Annotated in this window: 17 protein-coding genes and 1 pseudogene; 10 read left to right on the top strand and 8 right to left on the bottom strand. The window is 63.6% G+C overall.

Annotation, left to right across the window (positions count from 1 at the left end; genetic code table 11):
* Nucleotides 1–135: 135 nt before the first annotated feature.
* From SAZ10_RS19835 to SAZ10_RS19810, 6 genes are all read right to left on the bottom strand, one after another.
* Nucleotides 136–621 carry a hypothetical protein gene (locus SAZ10_RS19835; RefSeq protein ID WP_318611076.1) on the bottom strand — a complete coding sequence of 162 codons (486 nt, stop codon included), beginning with the start codon at nucleotides 619–621 and terminating at the stop codon, nucleotides 136–138.
* 128 nt (nucleotides 622–749) lie between these two features.
* Nucleotides 750–1,217: a hypothetical protein gene (locus SAZ10_RS19830; RefSeq protein WP_318611075.1), complete on the bottom strand. Its 468-nt coding sequence runs from the start codon at nucleotides 1,215–1,217 to the stop codon at nucleotides 750–752.
* A 234-nt stretch (nucleotides 1,218–1,451) separates the two neighbouring features.
* Entirely contained in the window at nucleotides 1,452–2,522 is a 1,071-nt protein-coding gene (locus SAZ10_RS19825) for a D-TA family PLP-dependent enzyme (RefSeq protein WP_318611074.1), read from the bottom strand.
* A gap of 2 nt (nucleotides 2,523–2,524) precedes the next feature.
* Complete coding sequence (locus SAZ10_RS19820) at nucleotides 2,525–3,406, bottom strand: MurR/RpiR family transcriptional regulator (RefSeq protein ID WP_318611073.1); 882 nt, start codon at nucleotides 3,404–3,406, stop codon at nucleotides 2,525–2,527.
* Nucleotides 3,407–3,633: 227 nt separating this feature from the next.
* Nucleotides 3,634–4,701 (bottom strand): sn-glycerol-3-phosphate ABC transporter ATP-binding protein UgpC, encoded by a 1,068-nt coding sequence (locus tag SAZ10_RS19815; RefSeq protein ID WP_318611072.1) that lies wholly within the window; start codon nucleotides 4,699–4,701, stop codon nucleotides 3,634–3,636.
* Nucleotides 4,702–4,707: 6 nt separating this feature from the next.
* Nucleotides 4,708–5,478 (bottom strand): SDR family NAD(P)-dependent oxidoreductase, encoded by a 771-nt coding sequence (locus SAZ10_RS19810; protein ID WP_318611071.1) that lies wholly within the window; start codon nucleotides 5,476–5,478, stop codon nucleotides 4,708–4,710.
* A gap of 170 nt (nucleotides 5,479–5,648) precedes the next feature.
* Here SAZ10_RS19810 and SAZ10_RS19805 point away from each other — a divergent pair, with 170 nt between their 5' ends.
* The 5 genes from SAZ10_RS19805 to SAZ10_RS19785 all read left to right on the top strand — a co-directional run bounded on the left by SAZ10_RS19805 (nucleotide 5,649) and on the right by SAZ10_RS19785 (nucleotide 10,829).
* Complete coding sequence (locus SAZ10_RS19805; protein ID WP_318611070.1) at nucleotides 5,649–6,887, top strand: sugar ABC transporter substrate-binding protein; 1,239 nt, start codon at nucleotides 5,649–5,651, stop codon at nucleotides 6,885–6,887.
* A 293-nt stretch (nucleotides 6,888–7,180) separates the two neighbouring features.
* Nucleotides 7,181–8,050, top strand: coding sequence for a sugar ABC transporter permease (locus tag SAZ10_RS19800; protein ID WP_318611069.1), 870 nt, complete (start codon nucleotides 7,181–7,183; stop codon nucleotides 8,048–8,050).
* The gene (locus SAZ10_RS19795) at nucleotides 8,047–8,880 is read left to right on the top strand and encodes a carbohydrate ABC transporter permease (protein ID WP_318611068.1); all 834 of its coding nucleotides are present in this window, start codon (nucleotides 8,047–8,049) and stop codon (nucleotides 8,878–8,880) included. Before SAZ10_RS19800 ends, SAZ10_RS19795 begins: the two co-directional genes overlap by 4 nt.
* Nucleotides 8,881–8,893: 13 nt before the next feature.
* Nucleotides 8,894–9,265, top strand: coding sequence for a RidA family protein (locus SAZ10_RS19790; protein ID WP_318611067.1), 372 nt, complete (start codon nucleotides 8,894–8,896; stop codon nucleotides 9,263–9,265).
* Nucleotides 9,266–9,350: 85 nt separating this feature from the next.
* Nucleotides 9,351–10,829, top strand: a complete 1,479-nt coding sequence (locus SAZ10_RS19785) for a M81 family metallopeptidase (RefSeq protein ID WP_318611066.1) — start codon at nucleotides 9,351–9,353, stop codon at nucleotides 10,827–10,829.
* On the opposite strand, the pseudogene SAZ10_RS33635 reads toward SAZ10_RS19785, so the two are convergent.
* Together SAZ10_RS33635 and SAZ10_RS19780 are read right to left on the bottom strand one after the other, a co-directional pair.
* A pseudogene (locus SAZ10_RS33635) lies at nucleotides 10,826–10,885 on the bottom strand (DUF1232 domain-containing protein); the annotation flags it as partial. The gene SAZ10_RS19785 and the pseudogene SAZ10_RS33635 overlap by 4 nt on opposite strands.
* A gap of 174 nt (nucleotides 10,886–11,059) precedes the next feature.
* A complete protein-coding gene (locus tag SAZ10_RS19780) occupies nucleotides 11,060–11,845 on the bottom strand; it encodes a hypothetical protein (RefSeq protein WP_318611065.1) in 786 nt (261 codons plus the stop codon).
* Between the two features lie 155 nt (nucleotides 11,846–12,000).
* On the opposite strand from SAZ10_RS19780, the gene SAZ10_RS19775 reads away from it, so the two are divergent.
* Genes SAZ10_RS19775 through SAZ10_RS19755 form a run of 5 tightly spaced genes read left to right on the top strand, consistent with a single transcriptional unit; the run spans nucleotide 12,001 to nucleotide 17,134 of the window.
* Nucleotides 12,001–12,648 (top strand): DUF4129 domain-containing protein, encoded by a 648-nt coding sequence (locus tag SAZ10_RS19775; RefSeq protein ID WP_318611064.1) that lies wholly within the window; start codon nucleotides 12,001–12,003, stop codon nucleotides 12,646–12,648.
* On the top strand, nucleotides 12,645–13,850 hold the full coding sequence (locus SAZ10_RS19770) for a DUF4350 domain-containing protein (RefSeq protein ID WP_318611063.1): 1,206 nt from the start codon (nucleotides 12,645–12,647) through the stop codon (nucleotides 13,848–13,850). Before SAZ10_RS19775 ends, SAZ10_RS19770 begins: the two co-directional genes overlap by 4 nt.
* Complete coding sequence (locus SAZ10_RS19765) at nucleotides 13,837–14,793, top strand: MoxR family ATPase (RefSeq protein ID WP_318611062.1); 957 nt, start codon at nucleotides 13,837–13,839, stop codon at nucleotides 14,791–14,793. The genes SAZ10_RS19770 and SAZ10_RS19765 overlap by 14 nt, the downstream gene beginning before the upstream one ends.
* Entirely contained in the window at nucleotides 14,790–16,103 is a 1,314-nt protein-coding gene (locus tag SAZ10_RS19760) for a DUF58 domain-containing protein (RefSeq protein WP_318611061.1), read from the top strand. Before SAZ10_RS19765 ends, SAZ10_RS19760 begins: the two co-directional genes overlap by 4 nt.
* A complete protein-coding gene (locus SAZ10_RS19755; protein ID WP_318611060.1) occupies nucleotides 16,100–17,134 on the top strand; it encodes a stage II sporulation protein M in 1,035 nt (344 codons plus the stop codon). The genes SAZ10_RS19760 and SAZ10_RS19755 overlap by 4 nt, the downstream gene beginning before the upstream one ends.
* The last annotated feature ends 18 nt before the right edge of the window (nucleotides 17,135–17,152 follow it).

Raw genomic sequence — 17,152 nt, 5'->3', positions numbered from 1 at the left:
CCGCAGCCGGCTACAATTTCCGACGCCTCATACGATGGCTCAGCCTTTTGCTGTGCCTGATGCTGGCTGCCTTCAGCACTCAGCTTCGCCTCGTATCAACGTGAAATCGCAATAGTTCACGGTCGACCAAGCAGCCTAGAACCGCAACGTCCAATAGAGGCAGACCAGCGTTGCCGCGATGAAGGCTGCAAAGGCGATCGATCTCAGGAGAATGTTTCGGCGGAGCTCGTCCAAGATGAAGTGGCAGCCGATCACCGCGATTGCGAAGACGAACCGCCAGTCCAGGAGCGCGCGCAACGCGCCGGTCTGGCCGAACGCCACTCTCGCCACCAGCACGCCCACGATCGTGGCAAGCAGCACGATGGTGGTCCAGAACAGCGTGTCGGTCGCGTTGACCAGCACGAAGCTCGCCGCTCGCATCGGAAGGATCATCAGCAGCAGACCCGAGAAGAAGTAGAGTGCTGCGAGGGGAATGAATGTCGTTGCGCTGGCGAGGCCTTCGAGCCGGGCGATCCCTGTCGCACCTTCGGAATATCCCTTCTGGGCGACGAAAAAACTCAGCGCGGCAAGCGCAGCGGTCAGGACCGCGACTAGGGCGAATGTGGAAACGGCTTTGGACATGGCGAATCCGGTGGGGAGTAGGGCAATAAGGCAGTAGGGCAATAGGGCAATAGGGGGCAAGGGATACCGTGGGCAGCAGCCGCTGCTTCTCTTTCTTATTGCCCTACTGCCTTATTGCCCTATTGCCCTCATCTATACTTCATGTATCCGACGAACCCCGTGATTCTCCAGCGGTCGCCGTCATTGCGGCAGAAATAGAGCGTCTGCCAATTGAGCGTGTCGGCGCCGCCGTCGGCACGCTTCACCTTGCCGTCGAACTTCTTGTGCGCGACCGCGACATTGCCGTTGATGTCGATGCGGTCGAGCGCGACTGCATTGAGCAGCGCGGGCATCAGCGGCTCGGCATATTCGACCTTGGCGGATTCGGCCGCCTGGCGCAGCCACTCGTCGCGATAGGCTGCCAGGGTGGGGAAGGCGGCGTCCCAGTCGTCCTGGTTGGGCGAGTTGTGCGCGTGGATGCCGAGGAAGCGCGTCTCGTCGAAATCGCCCGCGATCATGCCCCAGTCCTGGGCAACGAAGGCTTCGAAATCGCGCGTCATCAGCATTTCCCAGATGAAGGCGCGGTCAGGGTCGGTGGGGAAGGGGTTTTGGGTCATGGGTGTCGGTTGCTTCAGTTGCATTTAATTTGGAAGGCGGCACCTTTCGCGACCCCCTCTGTCCTGCCGGACATCTCCCCCACAAGGGGGGAGATTGGCTGTCTCTGAGGGTTTCGCCGATCGGCATCGAAGGTTGGCGAAATCAAAGCGGCCGTCCGATCTCCCCCTTTTTGGGGGGAGATGTCCGGTAGGACAGAGGGGCCGCGCCGTAGGGCCGCCACGCCAATCGCCACCTCACCCCATCCTTCCCCGAGCCGCCACCGGCAGGATGTCGACCACGCGCTCGCCCGAAATCAGATGCACTTCGTCGAACAGGTTGGTGACAACGCAGGCATGGTCCGGCAGCACGCGGACGCGTTCGCCGATCTTCAGGCGGCCGTCGCCGGAAAGCTCGACTTTGGCGTGTTCCTCGGAAAGCGCCGTCACGCGCGCGCCGGGCACGCCGACAAGCTCGCCGTGGTCGGGTAGGCCCAGCGTATCGGAGGAGAGGGCCTTGGAGCCGGAGTCGAGGATGGCGCGGGTCGGGGTGGGGTGGCTGACCACGGTGGCGAGCACAGTCAGTGCGCAGTCGTGATAGGCGGTAGCGCCTTTGCCGACCTGGTAGCGGTCCATGTAGATGTAGGTGCCAGGACGGTATTCGGTGACGATGCGCCGGTCGGGGTTGCGCCACATATCCGGCGTGCCGCCGCTGGTGACGATTTCGCAGGCGAGGCCATCGCCTGCAAGCCGGTCGCGAATCGTAACCAGCCGCTCCTCTGCCTCTGCCGGATGGCCGGCTGCGGGATAGGTCATCAGGCCGCCGAAGGCGAGGCCCTGCGCTCCCGCGATCTGTCGGGCGAGCGCCAGCGCCTCCTCGGCATCCTGCACGCCGCAGCGGCCGCCGCCGGTGTCGCACTCAATCAGTACCTTGAGCGGCCGGCGCTTGTCGGCGAAGGTCTCGGCGAGGCCCGCGAGCGTGGTCGCGCTATCGGCGGTGACGGAGAGCGTCACGCGGTCGTGCAGGGCCTTCAGGCGTGCGAGCTTCTGGCGGCCGAGAATATTGTAGGGAAGGAAGATGTCGACGAGGCCGGCGTCGGCCATCACCTCGGCCTCGCCGATCTTCTGGCAGGTGATGCCGACCGCGCCGGCCTCCACCTGCTTTCGCGCGAAAAAGGGCAGCTTGTGCGTCTTGATGTGCGGGCGAAGCTTCACTTCCGCCGCGTCGGCATGGGCCTGGGCGCGAGCGATGTTGGCGAGCGCGCGGTCGAGATCGATCAGGACGGCGGGTGTGTCGATCTCGTCGACAGTTCTCGGGCGGGCGTTCATTTTCAATCCCCTATCGGCAGGCGTGGGTTGTCGACCTTGAGCATGTTCACGCTTTGCTTGATGCGCCTCAGATTCTCGAGGACCTTCGGGCCGCGCGCCTCGGCGGTCGCGGTGGCAATCATGTCGACGATGGCAAGCAAGGCGAAGCGCGACGAGGTGGGCTTGTAGACATTGCCGTCCTCGAGGGGCTGGAAATGGATGACGGTCTTGGCTGCCTTGGCGAGCGCGGAATCGGGCGCGGTGATCGCGACGGTCGCTGCGCCATATTGGCCGGCGACCTCAACCGCTTCGACGACCGAGCGTGCGAAGCCGGAGACCGAAAAGGCGATAAGGGTCGTGTCCGGCGCGGCGACGGCCGCATACATGCGCTGCAGCTGGCCATCGACTTGCGCGACCGCGGAGAGCCCCAGCCGGAAGAGCCGGTTCTGCATTTCCGTGGCCATCATCGAGGAGATGCCGCCCGAGCCGATGCACAGCACGTTCTGCGATGCGGCGATGCGGTTCGCGACGGCGACAAGGGTCGTCATGTCGAGGTTTTCCGCGACGCGCTCGATGGCAGCGATCGCGGCTCCGGTGATCGCCGAGGCAATGCGCTGCTCGCGGGCGTCGCGGGAAACGGGCTCCGGCGACAGATACGGACCGCCGATAGCTAGCGCCTGCGCGAGATAGAATTTGAAGTCGCGCAGGCCTTCGCAGCCGAGATTGCGGCAGAAGCGGGTGACGGTCGGCTCGGAAACCCCGATGCGCGCGGCGATATCGGAGATCGCCGCCTTCGACACGAAATCCGGATCGGAAAGAACGAGGCTTGCCAGCCGCCGGTCCGACTTGGTCCCGTCCTGCGCTACCATTTGGAGGCGCGTGATGATGTCGGCGGGGGTTTTCATGGCGGGGCGCAGGCCAACTGCTTGTGGAGGTCGCGCGCTGTCGCGCCCCCCTCTGTCCTGCCGGACATCTCCCCCGCAAGGGGGGAGATTGGACGGCCGATTTGATTTCGCCAACTGTCAACGTTGGCGATTGGCGAAACCCAGGATGACAGCCAATCTCTCCCCTTGCGGGGGAGATGTCCGGCAGGACAGAGGGGGGGAACGCAGAGCACAGACATCAACAGCTTTTACACCGGCAACCCCGTCACCTTGTCAAACAGGTGAATATTCTCAGGTGCGACAGTCACGGGAAGCTGGTCGCCGGATTTCACCTTGATGCGTTCGCGGAAGACAGCGCGCACCGTGTCGCTGCCGACCGAGCCGTAGACATGCGTCTCGGAGCCGGTCGGCTCGACGACATCGACCTTGATCGTCATGCCGTTATCCGAATTGCCGATGACGAAATGCTCGGGCCTGATGCCGGCCTCGATGGTGCTGGCCTGCAGCGCATCCTTGCGGGGCAGGGGCAGGCGGCCGCCATCGGTGGTTTGGAAATATGTCGCTGCCGGCGTCGCGTTGAGGGCGCCCGAGACGAAGCTCATCGAGGGCGAGCCGATGAAGCCGGCCACGAATTTGTTGGCCGGGTGATCATAGAGGTCGAGCGGCGCGCCGACCTGCTGGATCTGGCCCTGGTTCATGACCACGATGCGATCGGCCATCGTCATCGCCTCGATCTGGTCGTGGGTGACGTAGACCACCGTCGATTTGAGGCGCTGGTGCAGCGCCTTGATCTCGGTGCGCATCTGCACTCGAAGCTGCGCGTCGAGATTCGACAGCGGCTCGTCGAACAGGAAGACCGAGGGCTCGCGCACGATGGCGCGGCCCATGGCGACGCGCTGGCGCTGGCCGCCGGAAAGCTGGCGCGGGAAGCGATCGAGATAGGAGTAAAGATTGAGGATGCCGGAGGCCTTCTTCACCTTCTCGTCGACCTGAGCTCCTGTCTCGCCGCGGATGCGCGGGCCGAAGCCGATGTTTTCCGATGCCTTCAGGTGCGGGAACAGCGCATAGGACTGGAAGACCATGGCGATGTTGCGCCGCTGCGGCGGTAGCTCGTTGGCCCGCACGCCGCCGATGACGAGGTCGCCCGAGGTGATCGTCTCCAGACCCGCGAGCATGCGCAGAAGGGTCGATTTTCCGCAGCCGGACGGCCCGACCAGAACCACGAATTCGCCGGTCGCGATGTCGAGGTTGATGTCCTCCAGGATGCGGTGATGGCCGAAGGATTTCGAAAGGTTGCGGAAGGAGACGTCGGTCATGTTTCGCTATCCTCCCAGAATATCGTCGATGAAGGGCAGGTAGCCGGCGGTCACCCCGGCATCGACCGGCAGCACGACGCCGGTGATCCCGGAGGCGCGCTCGGAGGCGAGGAAGGCGACCGCCTCGGCCACTTCCGAGGCGTTCACGATGCGACCGAGCGGATAAAGGCCCTTCAGCCGGTCCATGATTTTCGGATCCCTGGCGAGGCGGTGGTCCCACGCCGCGGTGCGGATCGAGCCGGGCGCGACGACATTGGCGCGCACGCCGCTCCGGCCGAGCTCCACCGCGATCGATTTCGCATAGGCATTGATGCCGGCCTTCGCCGCGGCATAGGCCGGATTGCCGAAATGCGCGAGCGCGTTGACCGATGAGATGAAGACGACGCTGCCGGAGCCGCGGCGGCTCATGGCCTTCACCAGAGGATCGGCGAAGCTCATCACGCCGGCAAGGTTGAGGTCGAGCTCACGCTCGATCGCTTCCGGCGTGAGCCCGGCCAGGGTTTCGGCGCGTGTCCAGCCGGCATTGTTGATGAGCACGTCCGGCACGCCATCCTTGTCCAGGATCGTCTGAGCGGCCGTTTCGATAGAAGCTTTGTCGAGAAGGTCGAAGACGTGGCGCGAGGCGATACCTGCGCTCTTCAGCGCCTCCATGGACTGGTCGCAGCCAACGACGCGCGCGCCACGCTCGGCAAACAGCGAAACCAGGGCGGTACCGAGGCCGCCGCCGGCTCCGGTGATGACAACGCTTCTGCCCTCGAAATCGCCTGCTGCAGCCATGTTCCAGCCTCCGGATTTTTTTGATCTGGGCTACGCCGGAAAATGTAATTTAGCAACAGAATAATCTACTTGATCGCCAAAGAATAGCCGATAATGTAGGAAAGTCACATCAGTCTGTGCCGGCTCCGGCATGGGAAGCGTGCAAAGCGCAAACAAATGGGAGACTTGAAATGAATCTTGCGAAATGGACCGTCGGCCTGATGGCCGGCGTCGGAATGCTCGCGCTCGCCGCTCAGGCCGATGCCGGCGAAGTGCGCGTCACGGTCGCCGAATACAGCTCCAAGACCGGGCCCTATTTTGAACAGGTGAAGAAGGAATTCGAGGCGAAGAACCCCGGCATCACGATCAAGTACGAGATCGTGCCGTGGGACGTGCTGCTCCAGAAGCTCACCACCGATATCGGCGCCGGCACCAATGCGGACCTCTCCATCATCGGCACGCGCTGGCTGATCGACTTCGTCCAGCAGGACGTAGCCGAGCCGCTCGACAGCTATATGACGCCCGACTTCAAGGGCCGCTTCATCGACACGTTCCTGTCGCCGTCGATCATGGATGGCAAGACCTACGGCCTGCCGATCGCGGCCTCGGCGCGCGCCATGTATTACAACAAGGAACTGCTGGAGAAGGCCGGCATCAAGGAGCCGCCGAAGACCTGGGCCGAGCTCAAGGATGACGCAGCCAAGATCAAGGCGCTCGGCAACGATGCCTTCGGCTTCGGCTTGCAGGGCAAGGAGATCGAGACCGACGTCTATTATTATTATGCAATGTGGTCGTTCGGCACCGAGATCCTGAACAAGGACGGCACCTCCGGGCTTTCGACGCCGGGCGCGCTGGAAGCTGCCAAGCTCTACAAGTCGATGATCGACGAGGGGCTCACCGAGCCAGGCGTGACCTCGCTCAACCGCGAGGACGTGCAGAACCTCTTCAAGCAAGGCAAGATCGGCATGATGATCACCGCGCCGTTCCTGTCCAACCAGATCAAGGAAGAGGCGCCGAAGCTGAAATATGGCGTGGCGGCAATTCCGGCCGGCCCGACCGGCGCACGCGGCACCTATGGTGTGACCGACTCCATCATCATGTTCAAGAACTCCAAGAACAAGGAAGACGCCTGGAAACTGCTCGATTTCCTGTTCACCACCGAGCAGCGGGCCAAGTTCACCCAGGGCGAGGGCTTCCTGCCGGTGAACAAGGAGGAGGCCAAGATGGACTACTATGTCAACAACGCCGACCTCGCCGCCTTCACGAGCCTGCTCCCCGACGCTCGCTTCGCGCCGGTCATCCCTGGCTGGGAGGAGATCGCGCAGATCACCTCCGACGCCATGCAGAAGATCTATCTCGGCAAGCCGGATGAGATCGAGCCGACCTTGAAGGACGCGGCCGCCAAGGCGAACAAGGTGCTCGGGAAGTGAGATTTGCGGCGGCGCGCTTCGGTTGCGGGGCGCGCCGCTAGTTTGTGCGCTAAACTTCAGTAGTTGGCGCTGCCCCTCACTGCCCTGCCGGGCATCTCTCCCCGCAGGCGGGGAGAGAGACGCTCCCTTCGATGATTTCGCCAATCGGCGGCGTCGCAGAAGGGGCGCCGGCAAATCGGCCGGCCTCCTTCTCCCCGTTTACGGGGAGAAGTGCCCGGCAGGGCGATGAGGGGCAGCGCCAACGTCGAAAGTTATCTGCTACCTTCTGTCGAGGCTCTTGATTTCCAGCGCCGATGCATAGCCGCACGCTGCCCTATCTCCTCACCTTGCCGAGCCTGTTTCTGGCGGCGGTGGTGATCTTCTGGCCGGTCTGGGACCTGATCCAGATCTCGATGCATGACGTCAACCGCTTCGGCCAGCTTCGCGGCTTCAACGACTTCGCCAATTTCTACGCCCTCATCAATGATCCCGATTTCATCGCGGCGCTCTGGCGGACGGGGTTCTGGACGGTCGCGGTGGTCGGCGGCGCGCTGCTCCTCTCGATCCCTGTGGCGCTGATCCTCAACACGGATTTCTACGGTCGCGGCGTCGCCCGCGTCATCATCATGCTGCCATGGGCCGTGTCGCTCACCATGACGGCCGTCGTCTGGCGCTGGGCGCTGAACGGCGAGAGCGGCATGCTCAACTCGGCGCTGATGGGGCTCGGCATCATCAGCCAGAACATTCAGTGGCTGGCGAGCGCCACCACCGCTTTCCCGATGCAGATTGCGATCGGGATCCTGGTGACGGTGCCGTTCACCACGACGATCTTCCTGGGCGGGCTGTCGTCCATTCCCGACGATCTCTATGAGGCCGCGGCACTTGAGGGTGCGACTGCGTTCCAGCAGTTCCGTGAAATCACCTTTCCGCTCCTGAAGCCGTTCATCAATATCGCGATCGTCCTGAACACGATCTACGTGTTCAACTCCTTCCCGATCATCTGGGTGATGACGCAGGGCGGTCCCGCGAATTCGACCGATATTCTTGTCACGCACCTCTACAAGCTCGCTTTCCGCATCGGCAAATTGGGAGAGGCATCCGCAGTGTCGCTGGTGATGTTCGTGATCCTGTTGATCTTTACCATGATCTATGTGCGGCTCGCCATGCGGGAGAGCCGCGCATGAGGAGCCGCGACGCCAAGCTGAAGCGTTCGATCATCGCCTGGCTGCTGCTCGCGCCGCTGATCATCGTCACGCTGTTTCCCTTCGCCGTGATGTTCCTGACGGCTGTGAAGCCGCGCACGGAGGTGCTCTCACCGACCTGGTGGCCGAGCGAGTTCCGCTGGTCGAATTTCTCCGACATGTGGGTGGCGACCGGCTTCGGCAGGGCGCTTCTCAACTCGATATACGTCTCGGGGCTCGCGACGGTCGGCGCGATCCTTGTCTCGATCCCGGCCGCATACGCGATGTCGCGTTTCCGCTTCGCGGGCTACAGCGCATTCCGCCAGTTCCTGCTGATCTCGCAGATGATCTCGCCGATTGTCCTGGTGCTGGGGCTATTTCGGCTGATGGCTGCCTGGGGACTGATCGAGAGCACGACGGCGGTTGGCTTCGTATACATGGCCTTCAACGTCGCGTTCACCGTGTGGATGCTACAGAGCTATTTCGACACGATCGCGCGCGATCTCGAGGAGGCGGCGTGGATGGAGGGCGCCGGCCGCTGGCTCACTTTGCGCAAGGTGTTCCTGCCGCTCTGCCTGCCGGCGATCGCGGTCACGGCGATCTTCACCTTCATCAATGCCTGGAATGAGTTCGTCGTGGCGCTGACCATGCTGCGCAGCCAGGCAAGCTACACGCTGCCGATCCAGGTTTTCTCGCTGGTCGCCGGCCGCTACACGATCGAGTGGCATCATGTGATGGCCGCGACGCTGCTTGCTACCTTGCCCGTCGCGATTCTATTCACCTGGCTGCAGCGCTATCTCGTGAGAGGCCTTGCGCTGGGTGCCGTCAAATAACAGGAGTTAGGGAATGTCACGCAAACAGGTGTTCGGAACCTCGCATGTGCCGCTGTCGCCGGCGGTCAGGGCAGGGGACTTCGTCTACGTCTCGGGCCAGGTGCCAGCCCGCGCGGACGGCACCATGGTCGAAGGCGGCATCGAGGCCCAGACGAGGCAGGTGCTCGACAACGTCAAGGCAGCCCTGGCGCTCGCCGGCGCGACCATGGACGACGTGGTGAAGACCACCGTGTGGATCGAGGATGCCCGCGATTTCTCGGGCATGAACAAGGTATATGCTTCCTATTTTTCCAAGAAGCCGCCGGCGCGCACCACCGTCGAATCTCGGCTGATGCTCGACATCAAGGTCGAGATCGAGGCAGTGGCCTACGCGCCTGCCAAGTGACGTGCGCAGGCCCCTCTCCACCGCGTTTGCCGCAGGTGGTGGGCGGGCCATAGTGCAGCACTGTTGAAAAGATCGGGTCTTCCCAATGCGCATCTTCACCGCCTCGCTGGCTACCGAGACGAACACCTTCTCGCCAGTGCCGACCGACCGCGCTTCGTTCGAGGCGGCCTTCTATGCTGGGCCGGGCAAGCATCCGGAGACGCCGACGCTGTGCTCCTCGCCGATCGTGGCGCTGCGCCGTCGCGCGTCGGGCGACGGGCTGACGATCATCGAAGGCACTGCCGCCTGGGCCGAGCCCGGCGGCTTGCTGCAACGCGCGGCATATGAGGGGCTGCGCGACGAGATCCTGTCCCAGCTCCGTGCGGCGCTTCCCGTGGATGCCGTGATCCTTGGCCTGCACGGCGCCATGGTCGCGCAGGGTTATGACGATTGCGAGGGCGACCTTCTGGCGCGTGCGCGCGAGATCGTCGGGCCAGATGTCACGGTCGCGGCGGAGCTCGATCCGCACAGCCACCTGACGCCGAAGCGGGTCGCGGCGGCGGATATCCTCGCCGCCTTCCTCGAATTCCCGCATACGGATTTCTACGAGCGCGGCGAGCATGTCGTTCATCTCGGGCTGAAGGCGGCGCGAGGGGAAATCAAGCCGGTCATTTCGACCTTCGACTGCCGGATGATCCAGGTGCTGCCGACGAGCCGCGAGCCGATGCGCTCCTTCGTCGATCGCATCAAGGCCCTGCAAGGCAGGGACGGCGTGCTTTCCGTCTCTGTCATCCACGGCTTCATGGCGGCCGACGTGCCGGAGATGGGCACACGCATCATGGTCCTCACCGACGGCGACAAGGCCAAGGGCGATGCGCTGGCCGAGCAGCTCGGCCGCGAGCTCTACGCGATGCGCGATTCGCTCGCCATGGAGATGCTCACGGCCGACGAGGGCATCGCGCGTGCGCTCGCGGCGCGCGCCGAAAACCACGCCAAGCCGGCCGTGATCGCCGACGTGTGGGACAATCCCGGCGGCGGCGTGGCAGGTGACGGCACGATCGTGCTCAGGAACATGCTCGAGCGAGGGGTGAAGAAGCTCGGGGTTGCCACGATATGGGACCCGATCGCAGTGACGTTCTGTCATGCGGCGGGCGAGGGCGCTGTGATCGAGCTTCGTTTCGGCGGCAAGGCGGGACCGCAGGCCGGCGAGCCGATCGACGCGACGGTGCGCGTCGTACGTGCCGTCGAAGAGGGGTGGCAGAGTTTCGGGCCGAGCCGGGTGACACTGGGGCCGGCGGCGCTGGTACGCATCGAAGGCACCGAGATCGACATAATCCTGAACACCAATAGGACCCAGACCTTCGAGCCTGACATCTTCTCCAATCTCGGCGTCGATCCGCTGGCGAAGGACATCCTTCTCATCAAATCGACCAACCACTTCTATGCCGGCTTTGCGCCGATCGCGGCCGAAGTAATCTATGTCTCGGCGCCAAGCTCCTATCCGAGCAACCCCCGCGCTACCAATTACCGGAAGCTGACGCGGCCGATCTGGCCGCGCGTGCCCGATCCGTGGAGAACGAACTAAAGATTCAGATCATCCAGGTAGCCTAGCACCGAAATCCAGTCGGGTATCAGATCTAGAGCGGCGTGCGTTTAAATTGAACCGCCACGCCGCTCTATCTCTTTGTTTAAGCATCGGATTCGTCCGAAAACCGCTACGCACTTTTCGGTCCGATGCTCTAGAGGCCGAGCGTGTGGGCCGCGCCGGCACCGGCATGCCGACCCGGCGCTCCAGAGTCTCGCGTAAGACAGCACTTACGAGAATATCTTGGCCAGTTCCTGAACGCTCGTGCCTTCCTTGACCTGGCGCAGCTCGACATAGCTTACGGCGCTGGCGGTGGAGAACACCATGGAAAGGATGCTCTGGACCAGCGCCGCTACGACAAGGCCCAGCACTGAGCCGAGCACCGGCACGATCATGCCGAACACCCATTGGATGATGATCGCCGCTATGACGAGGATTAGGAAAAGGCCGAACAAGGCCCAACGGCTGCCTTTGGTCAGCGCTGAGCTCCGGCCCATGCTGCCGAGAACACCTTGCCGTTCCTGCACCAACACCGGGACTGCCAGGCTCCAACGCAGAAAAAGTATGATTCCGGGCACGATGAGCAGCGCGAAACCTATCACCACGCCTATGCCTGCCAGCAGACCGATTCCGATTGCCGGCAGGAGAACTGAAAGAGCGGTGGAGATGCAATCGCCGATCGACGGAGACCTGTCACTCAGGTCCTCGATGGTCGCTCGGATCAAGGCGGACTGGAGCAATGCGGCCAGAACGATGGAGATCAATCCGCCGATCACGCCGAAGAGTACTGTGCTGCCGATCATGCCTGGATCCGCCTGAAGCGTGTTTGGATCGGTGGCCGCGATGCCGTTCAATCGATTCCAAATCAGAAATTGAAGAATCAGTGTCGGAATACCCGAGAAGATCACGGCCAGTCCGATCCAGAGGCCGATGTTGCGGCCGATGACCGCGAAGGTGGTTCCGAACACCTTGCCGATCTCGAACCTGCTTCCGATCTGCGAAGTTGCGACTGCCATAGCTTGCCCCTCCATTGTGCTGACCAGCACTAAAAACCCAGCTTCAACTTGCCAAGGTTCACTGCCGCCGTCCAGACAACTTGAGCATGAGTTAACAGTCTCTCCACTTGCATTTGATCCATTACACCGTCAGTCTCGAATTGGGCGAGGGGTAAATGAACGCAAACGCAGCAGAAGCTGGTCAGTCCATGACGTCGGCCGCCATGCGGTTCGCCGAGGCGCACCGGCAGCTGCTGGCGGACGACACGATCCAGTTCGATCTGCCGGCGTTCCTGCCTCCCAAGCCGCCCGAATGGCTGCGCCCACTCAGCGAATTCCTGTCTTGGCTCGCGCCCTACACGATCTATTTGTTTTGGGGGGCTGTGATCATCGGCGGCTTGATCATCGCGCTACTGATCTTGCTCGAGCTGAAAGGCGTCGCCTGGCGCGTTCCGTGGCAAGGCGGGCGGGCATCGCCCGAGGCCGAGGAGATGTGGCGCCCCGACGGGGCACAGGCGCAGATCCTGATCGCGGAGGCCGATGCGCTGGCTGCCGAAGGCCGGTATGAAGAGGCTGTCCATCTGCTTCTGCGCCGCAGCGTTGCCGACATCGTCACCCGCATGCCCGATTTCCTGCGGCCTTCGCTGACGGCACGCGATATCGCGGGCCATCAGTCAGTGCCGCCGCGTGCACGCAGCGCCTTCGGGGAAATCGCTCGCGTCGTCGAGGCAGGGCTGTTCGCGCGTCGGCCGGTCGGATCCGAAGGCTGGAAGGAGGCCCGCCGTGCCTATGAGAGGTTCGCCTTCTCGGATTCATGGGCATGACCGTGGCATCCGATTCGCCCGCGGCCGAACAGCCGTTCAACCGCAGGACGCTGTTGGCGGGGATCCTTGCCAGCCTGCTCGCGGCGGCGGCCTTCTTCCTACTGTCTACCCATGCCCCGGATTTTCGCCTCGGAGCCAAGGGCGGCGCGACGCCGCTTTCGAAGAGCGGTATCGGCTTTGCCGGCTTGGCAGAGCTGATGCAACTCACAGGCGAGCCGCCGCGAATGGCACGCAGCGATGAGGACATCGACAGCCCGGCGACGCTGATCGTCACGCTATCGCCCGACAGCGATGCCGCCGCGCTCGACCATCTGCTGGAGCACAGGCAGTTCCGGACCACGCTCTTCATCCTGCCCAAATGGCAGACGATCCCGTCCCCGACGCACCAGGGTTGGGAAATGAAGCTCGGGCGCTTGCCGCCGGGCGAGATAGATCGCCTGCTCGACCGGATTGCGAAGCAGCGTCTCGGAACCGGCGAGAGCAAGGTCGGTACGGTCGTCATCGCCGGCCATGGCGTTGCCGTTCCGCCGCAACTGCAGTGGATCGAGTCGTCTTCGCGTGTGATCGCAGCAGGTCCGGGGGAGGGTGTGCTGGTCGCGGGTCGGGACAAGGCGCATTACGTGCTCGCCGATCCCGATTTCCTCAACAACGCCGCGCTGAAGGATCCGCAGAAGGCCGCGGCGGCGCTTGACCTGATCAATTCGCTGCGCGCGGCCGATGAGCCGGTGCTGTTCGATCTCACGCTGCATGGTGCGGGGCGCACGCATGATCTGGCCAGGCTGCTGGTCGAGCCGCCATTCCTGGCTCTCACGCTCACTGTCCTGGTCGCTGCGGCACTGGCGTTCCTGCATGGCCTCGTCCGCTTCGGATCGCCGCAGCCGGAACAACGCGCCATCCCGTTCGGCAAGCAGGGCCTTGTCGATACAACCACGACGCTGCTGCGCCGTGCCGGGTATCTGGGAGGGCTCGGCGGCCACTATTCGGCGCTCATGCGGAGCCGTGCGGCTACGCTGCTCGGCGCACCCCAATCTCTCAATGGCGAGGCGCTCGATGGGTGGCTCGATTCCCGTGACAAGAGCGAGCCCGGAGGTTTTAGCAGGAGACTGCGGGCCGCCGCTGCGGCGACGGGTGAATACGACATGCAGCAGACGGCACAGCAATTGCACGAATGGATTGCGAGGAGGCTCGGTGAAAATCGATGACGTAAAAGCCGCAGCAGCGCGGATCAGGAGCGAGGTCGGCAAGGCGATCACCGGACAGGCCGATACGATCGACCTGATGCTGACCGCGCTTTTTGCCGGTGGGCATATATTGCTCGAGGGCCCGCCCGGAACCGCGAAGACGATGATCGCACGCTGCTTTGCGCAGGCGCTTGGCGTCGCCTATGGTCGCATCCAGTTCACGCCCGATCTGATGCCCGGCGATATCGTGGGCGCGAATATCTACAACTTCCAGACAGGCCAGTTCACGCTGACGCGCGGCCCGATCTTCTGCGATCTGCTGCTTGCCGACGAGATCAACCGCACGCCGCCGAAGACTCAGGCCGCGCTACTTGAAGCCATGCAGGAGCACGCGGTCACCTTCGACGGCACGACGTATTCGCTCGGCAGCCACTTCATGGTCGTGGCAACACAAAATCCGATCGAGCACCAGGGTGTTTACCCGCTGCCTGAGGCGCAGCTCGACCGTTTCCTGTTCAAGCACCGGGTCACCTATCCATCCGTCGAGGAAGAGCGAGCAATCATCGCACGGCATGCCAGCGGCACGCCGACGCATGAGTTCGACGGTTACGACATCGAGCCGCAGATCGACCGCGCCTCGCTGGAGGCGGCGATTGCGGCCGTCGGATCGGTCACGCTGGTCGACGAGGTAGTGGACTATGTGGCCGCGCTGGTGCGCCGCACGCGCGCAAGCCCCGAGCTCGAGGTCGGGGCAAGTCCGCGCGCCGGCGTGATGCTGGCGCGCGCGGCACGGGCGCGCGCGGCACTCGACGGACGCGCCTACGTCATCCCGGACGACGTCAAGGCGCTCGCCGTCTCAGCACTCCGTCACCGCGTGATCCTCTCGGCGGCAGCACAGATCGACGGACGACAGGTCGAGGAGATCGTCGCCGACCTGGTCGATCAGACGGAAGCACCGCGTTGATCTACCCGAGCGGCCGAGCAGTATGGGCAGCCGCGGCCGGAGCCGTGCCGGCATTTCTGATCGCTCTGGCGCTGCCGTCGGCCTGGTATCTCGGCCTGATGTGGATCTGCCTGCTGCTTGCTTTTCTGGGTGTGGACGCGACCACGGGGCCAGGACTGACCGCGCTGACGGCGAGGCTCCAGGCGGCGCCGCAGGCAGGCGTCGGCGGGCAATTTGCGGTCACGGTCGATGCACGCTTCGCTGGTGAGGCTCCGACCGTGGTCGAGGCGCGCATCGGCCATGACCAGCGTGTTGCGCCGGTGGAGGTTGCCGGTGGGAAACTGGCGCTTGCCGGCGGAAGCGGGGCGCTCGCTGTGAATTTTCGAGCCTTGCGCCGCGGACTGGCGACGTTCGATCGAGTTTGGGTGCGCTGGCGCGGCCCGTTCGGGCTCGTATGGAAGCAGACGACTATCCCCACGGGCGGCATAGTCGCCATCCTGCCCGACGTCAGCAGTGTCCGCGATGCGGCTATTTCGTTCCTGCAGCGCGAGGCGATCCAGGAAGGACAGGCGCAAAGGCGCGCGGGCCAGGGCCGCGAATTCGAATCGCTGAAGGATTATCAGCCCGGCATGGGGCGCCGGATGATCGACTGGAAGCGCAGCGCATGTCATGGCAAGCTGCTTGCGCGCGAGTTCCGCATTGAACAGAACAACAATATCGTTCTGGCGATCGACAGTGGGCGCCTGATGTGCGAACCGGTCGACGGCATCCCGAAAGTTGACCGGGCCGTGACGGCGGCGCTGCTTTCGGCCTTCGTTGCGCTGAGAGGCGGTGATCTGGTCAGCCTGTTCAGCTTCGATGCGCGGCCGCGAGTGGCCAGCGGCTCGGTGCGCGGTGCCGGGAGCTTCGCCGAGATCCAGAAGCGGGCGGCCGAGATCGAGTATTCCACGGAAGAGGCCAATTTCACGCTTGCGCTGACGACGTTGGGCTCGAAGCTCGACCGGCGCTCGCTGGTCGTAATCTTCACCGACTTTGCCGATACGATCAGCGCCGAGCTGATGCTGCGCACCGTCGGCCGGATAACGGAGCGGCATCTGGTGCTGTTTGTACTGATGAGGGACGTCGAGCTGGAAAGCCTGGCCGACGAGCGGCCAAGGAGCCCCGAAGATGTGGCGCGTGCCGTCGTTGCCGGCAAGCTGTTGCGCGAGCGTCAAGTGGTGATCGGCAAGCTCAAACTGCTTGGGGCCCACGTGATCGAAAGCGACTATCGGCAGCTGGGGCCCAGTCTGGTCGAGCGCTATCTGCAGTTCAAACGGGACGACCTTCTGTGAACGAGGCAGCGCGCGAGCATGAGACAGTGCAGGAGCATTCGCTGCGTCAATCGCTTGCCAGCTTCCGTTCCGATCGCGAAGCGGGCTGGAAGGCATTCGAGGCGCTTCTCGACCGCGTCGAGAAGCGCTCGCCCAAGGCACTTGCGGAAGAAGAGCTGCTGTCGCTGCCGATGCTCTACAGATCGGCACTCTCCTCGCTGTCGGTGGCGCGAGCAACCTCGCTCGACAACGCGCTGATCGCCTATCTCGAGTCGCTCTGCCTGCGCGGATATCTCTACCTGTACGGCACGCGCCGCGGGCTGGCTCCGCGGATCGCGTCCTTCTTCCTGCATGACTGGCCGGCGGCGGTGCGTGACCTCTGGCGCGAGACGCTTGTGTCGTTCGCGCTGATGACGGTCGGCGCGATTGCGGGCTTTCGGCTGGTAGCTGCCGACAAGAGTTGGTTCGACGCAATTATTCCGCCGAGCCTGGCCGGAGGGCGCGGTCCCGATGCCTCGGCCGAGGTCCTGCGCACCATGCTTTACGATGGCGGCAGCGGGTTTCTCTCAGGTTTTGCCGCGTATCTTTTCACGCACAACGTCCAGGTTGCGATCCTTGCTTTCGCGCTCGGCTTTGCGCTGACCGTTCCGACCGTGCTGCTCGTCCTGTTGAATGGCTGCATGCTGGGCGCTCTCCTGCAGGTCTATTCATCCAAGGGACTGGGCATCGAGCTCGGCGGCTGGCTGGCGATCCACGGAACGACCGAGCTTTTCGCCATCATGCTCGCCGGCGCGGCCGGAATGCGCATCGGCACCCGGATCGCGTTCCCCGGAGACCTGACGCGAATGGCAGCAGCCGCGCGAGCTGGCCGCGTCGCGGCAAGCGCCATGGTCGGCGTCACGGTGATGCTGCTCTTCGCAGGCGTGCTGGAAGGTATAGGGCGGCAGACGATTACGGGCGATGTCACGCGTTATGCGATCGGCGGCGGCATGCTCGCATTCTGGCTGGCCTATTTTTATCTGGTGCAGATGGTGGCGCATGGCGAAAGCTAGACGGCGTCTACGAGCATC

Origin of the sequence: Mesorhizobium sp. BAC0120 (assembly GCF_033542235.1) — a bacterium.
Lineage (GTDB): Bacteria > Pseudomonadota > Alphaproteobacteria > Rhizobiales > Rhizobiaceae > JAWRCU01.
This window is presented reverse-complemented; position numbering and strand designations above follow the sequence as displayed.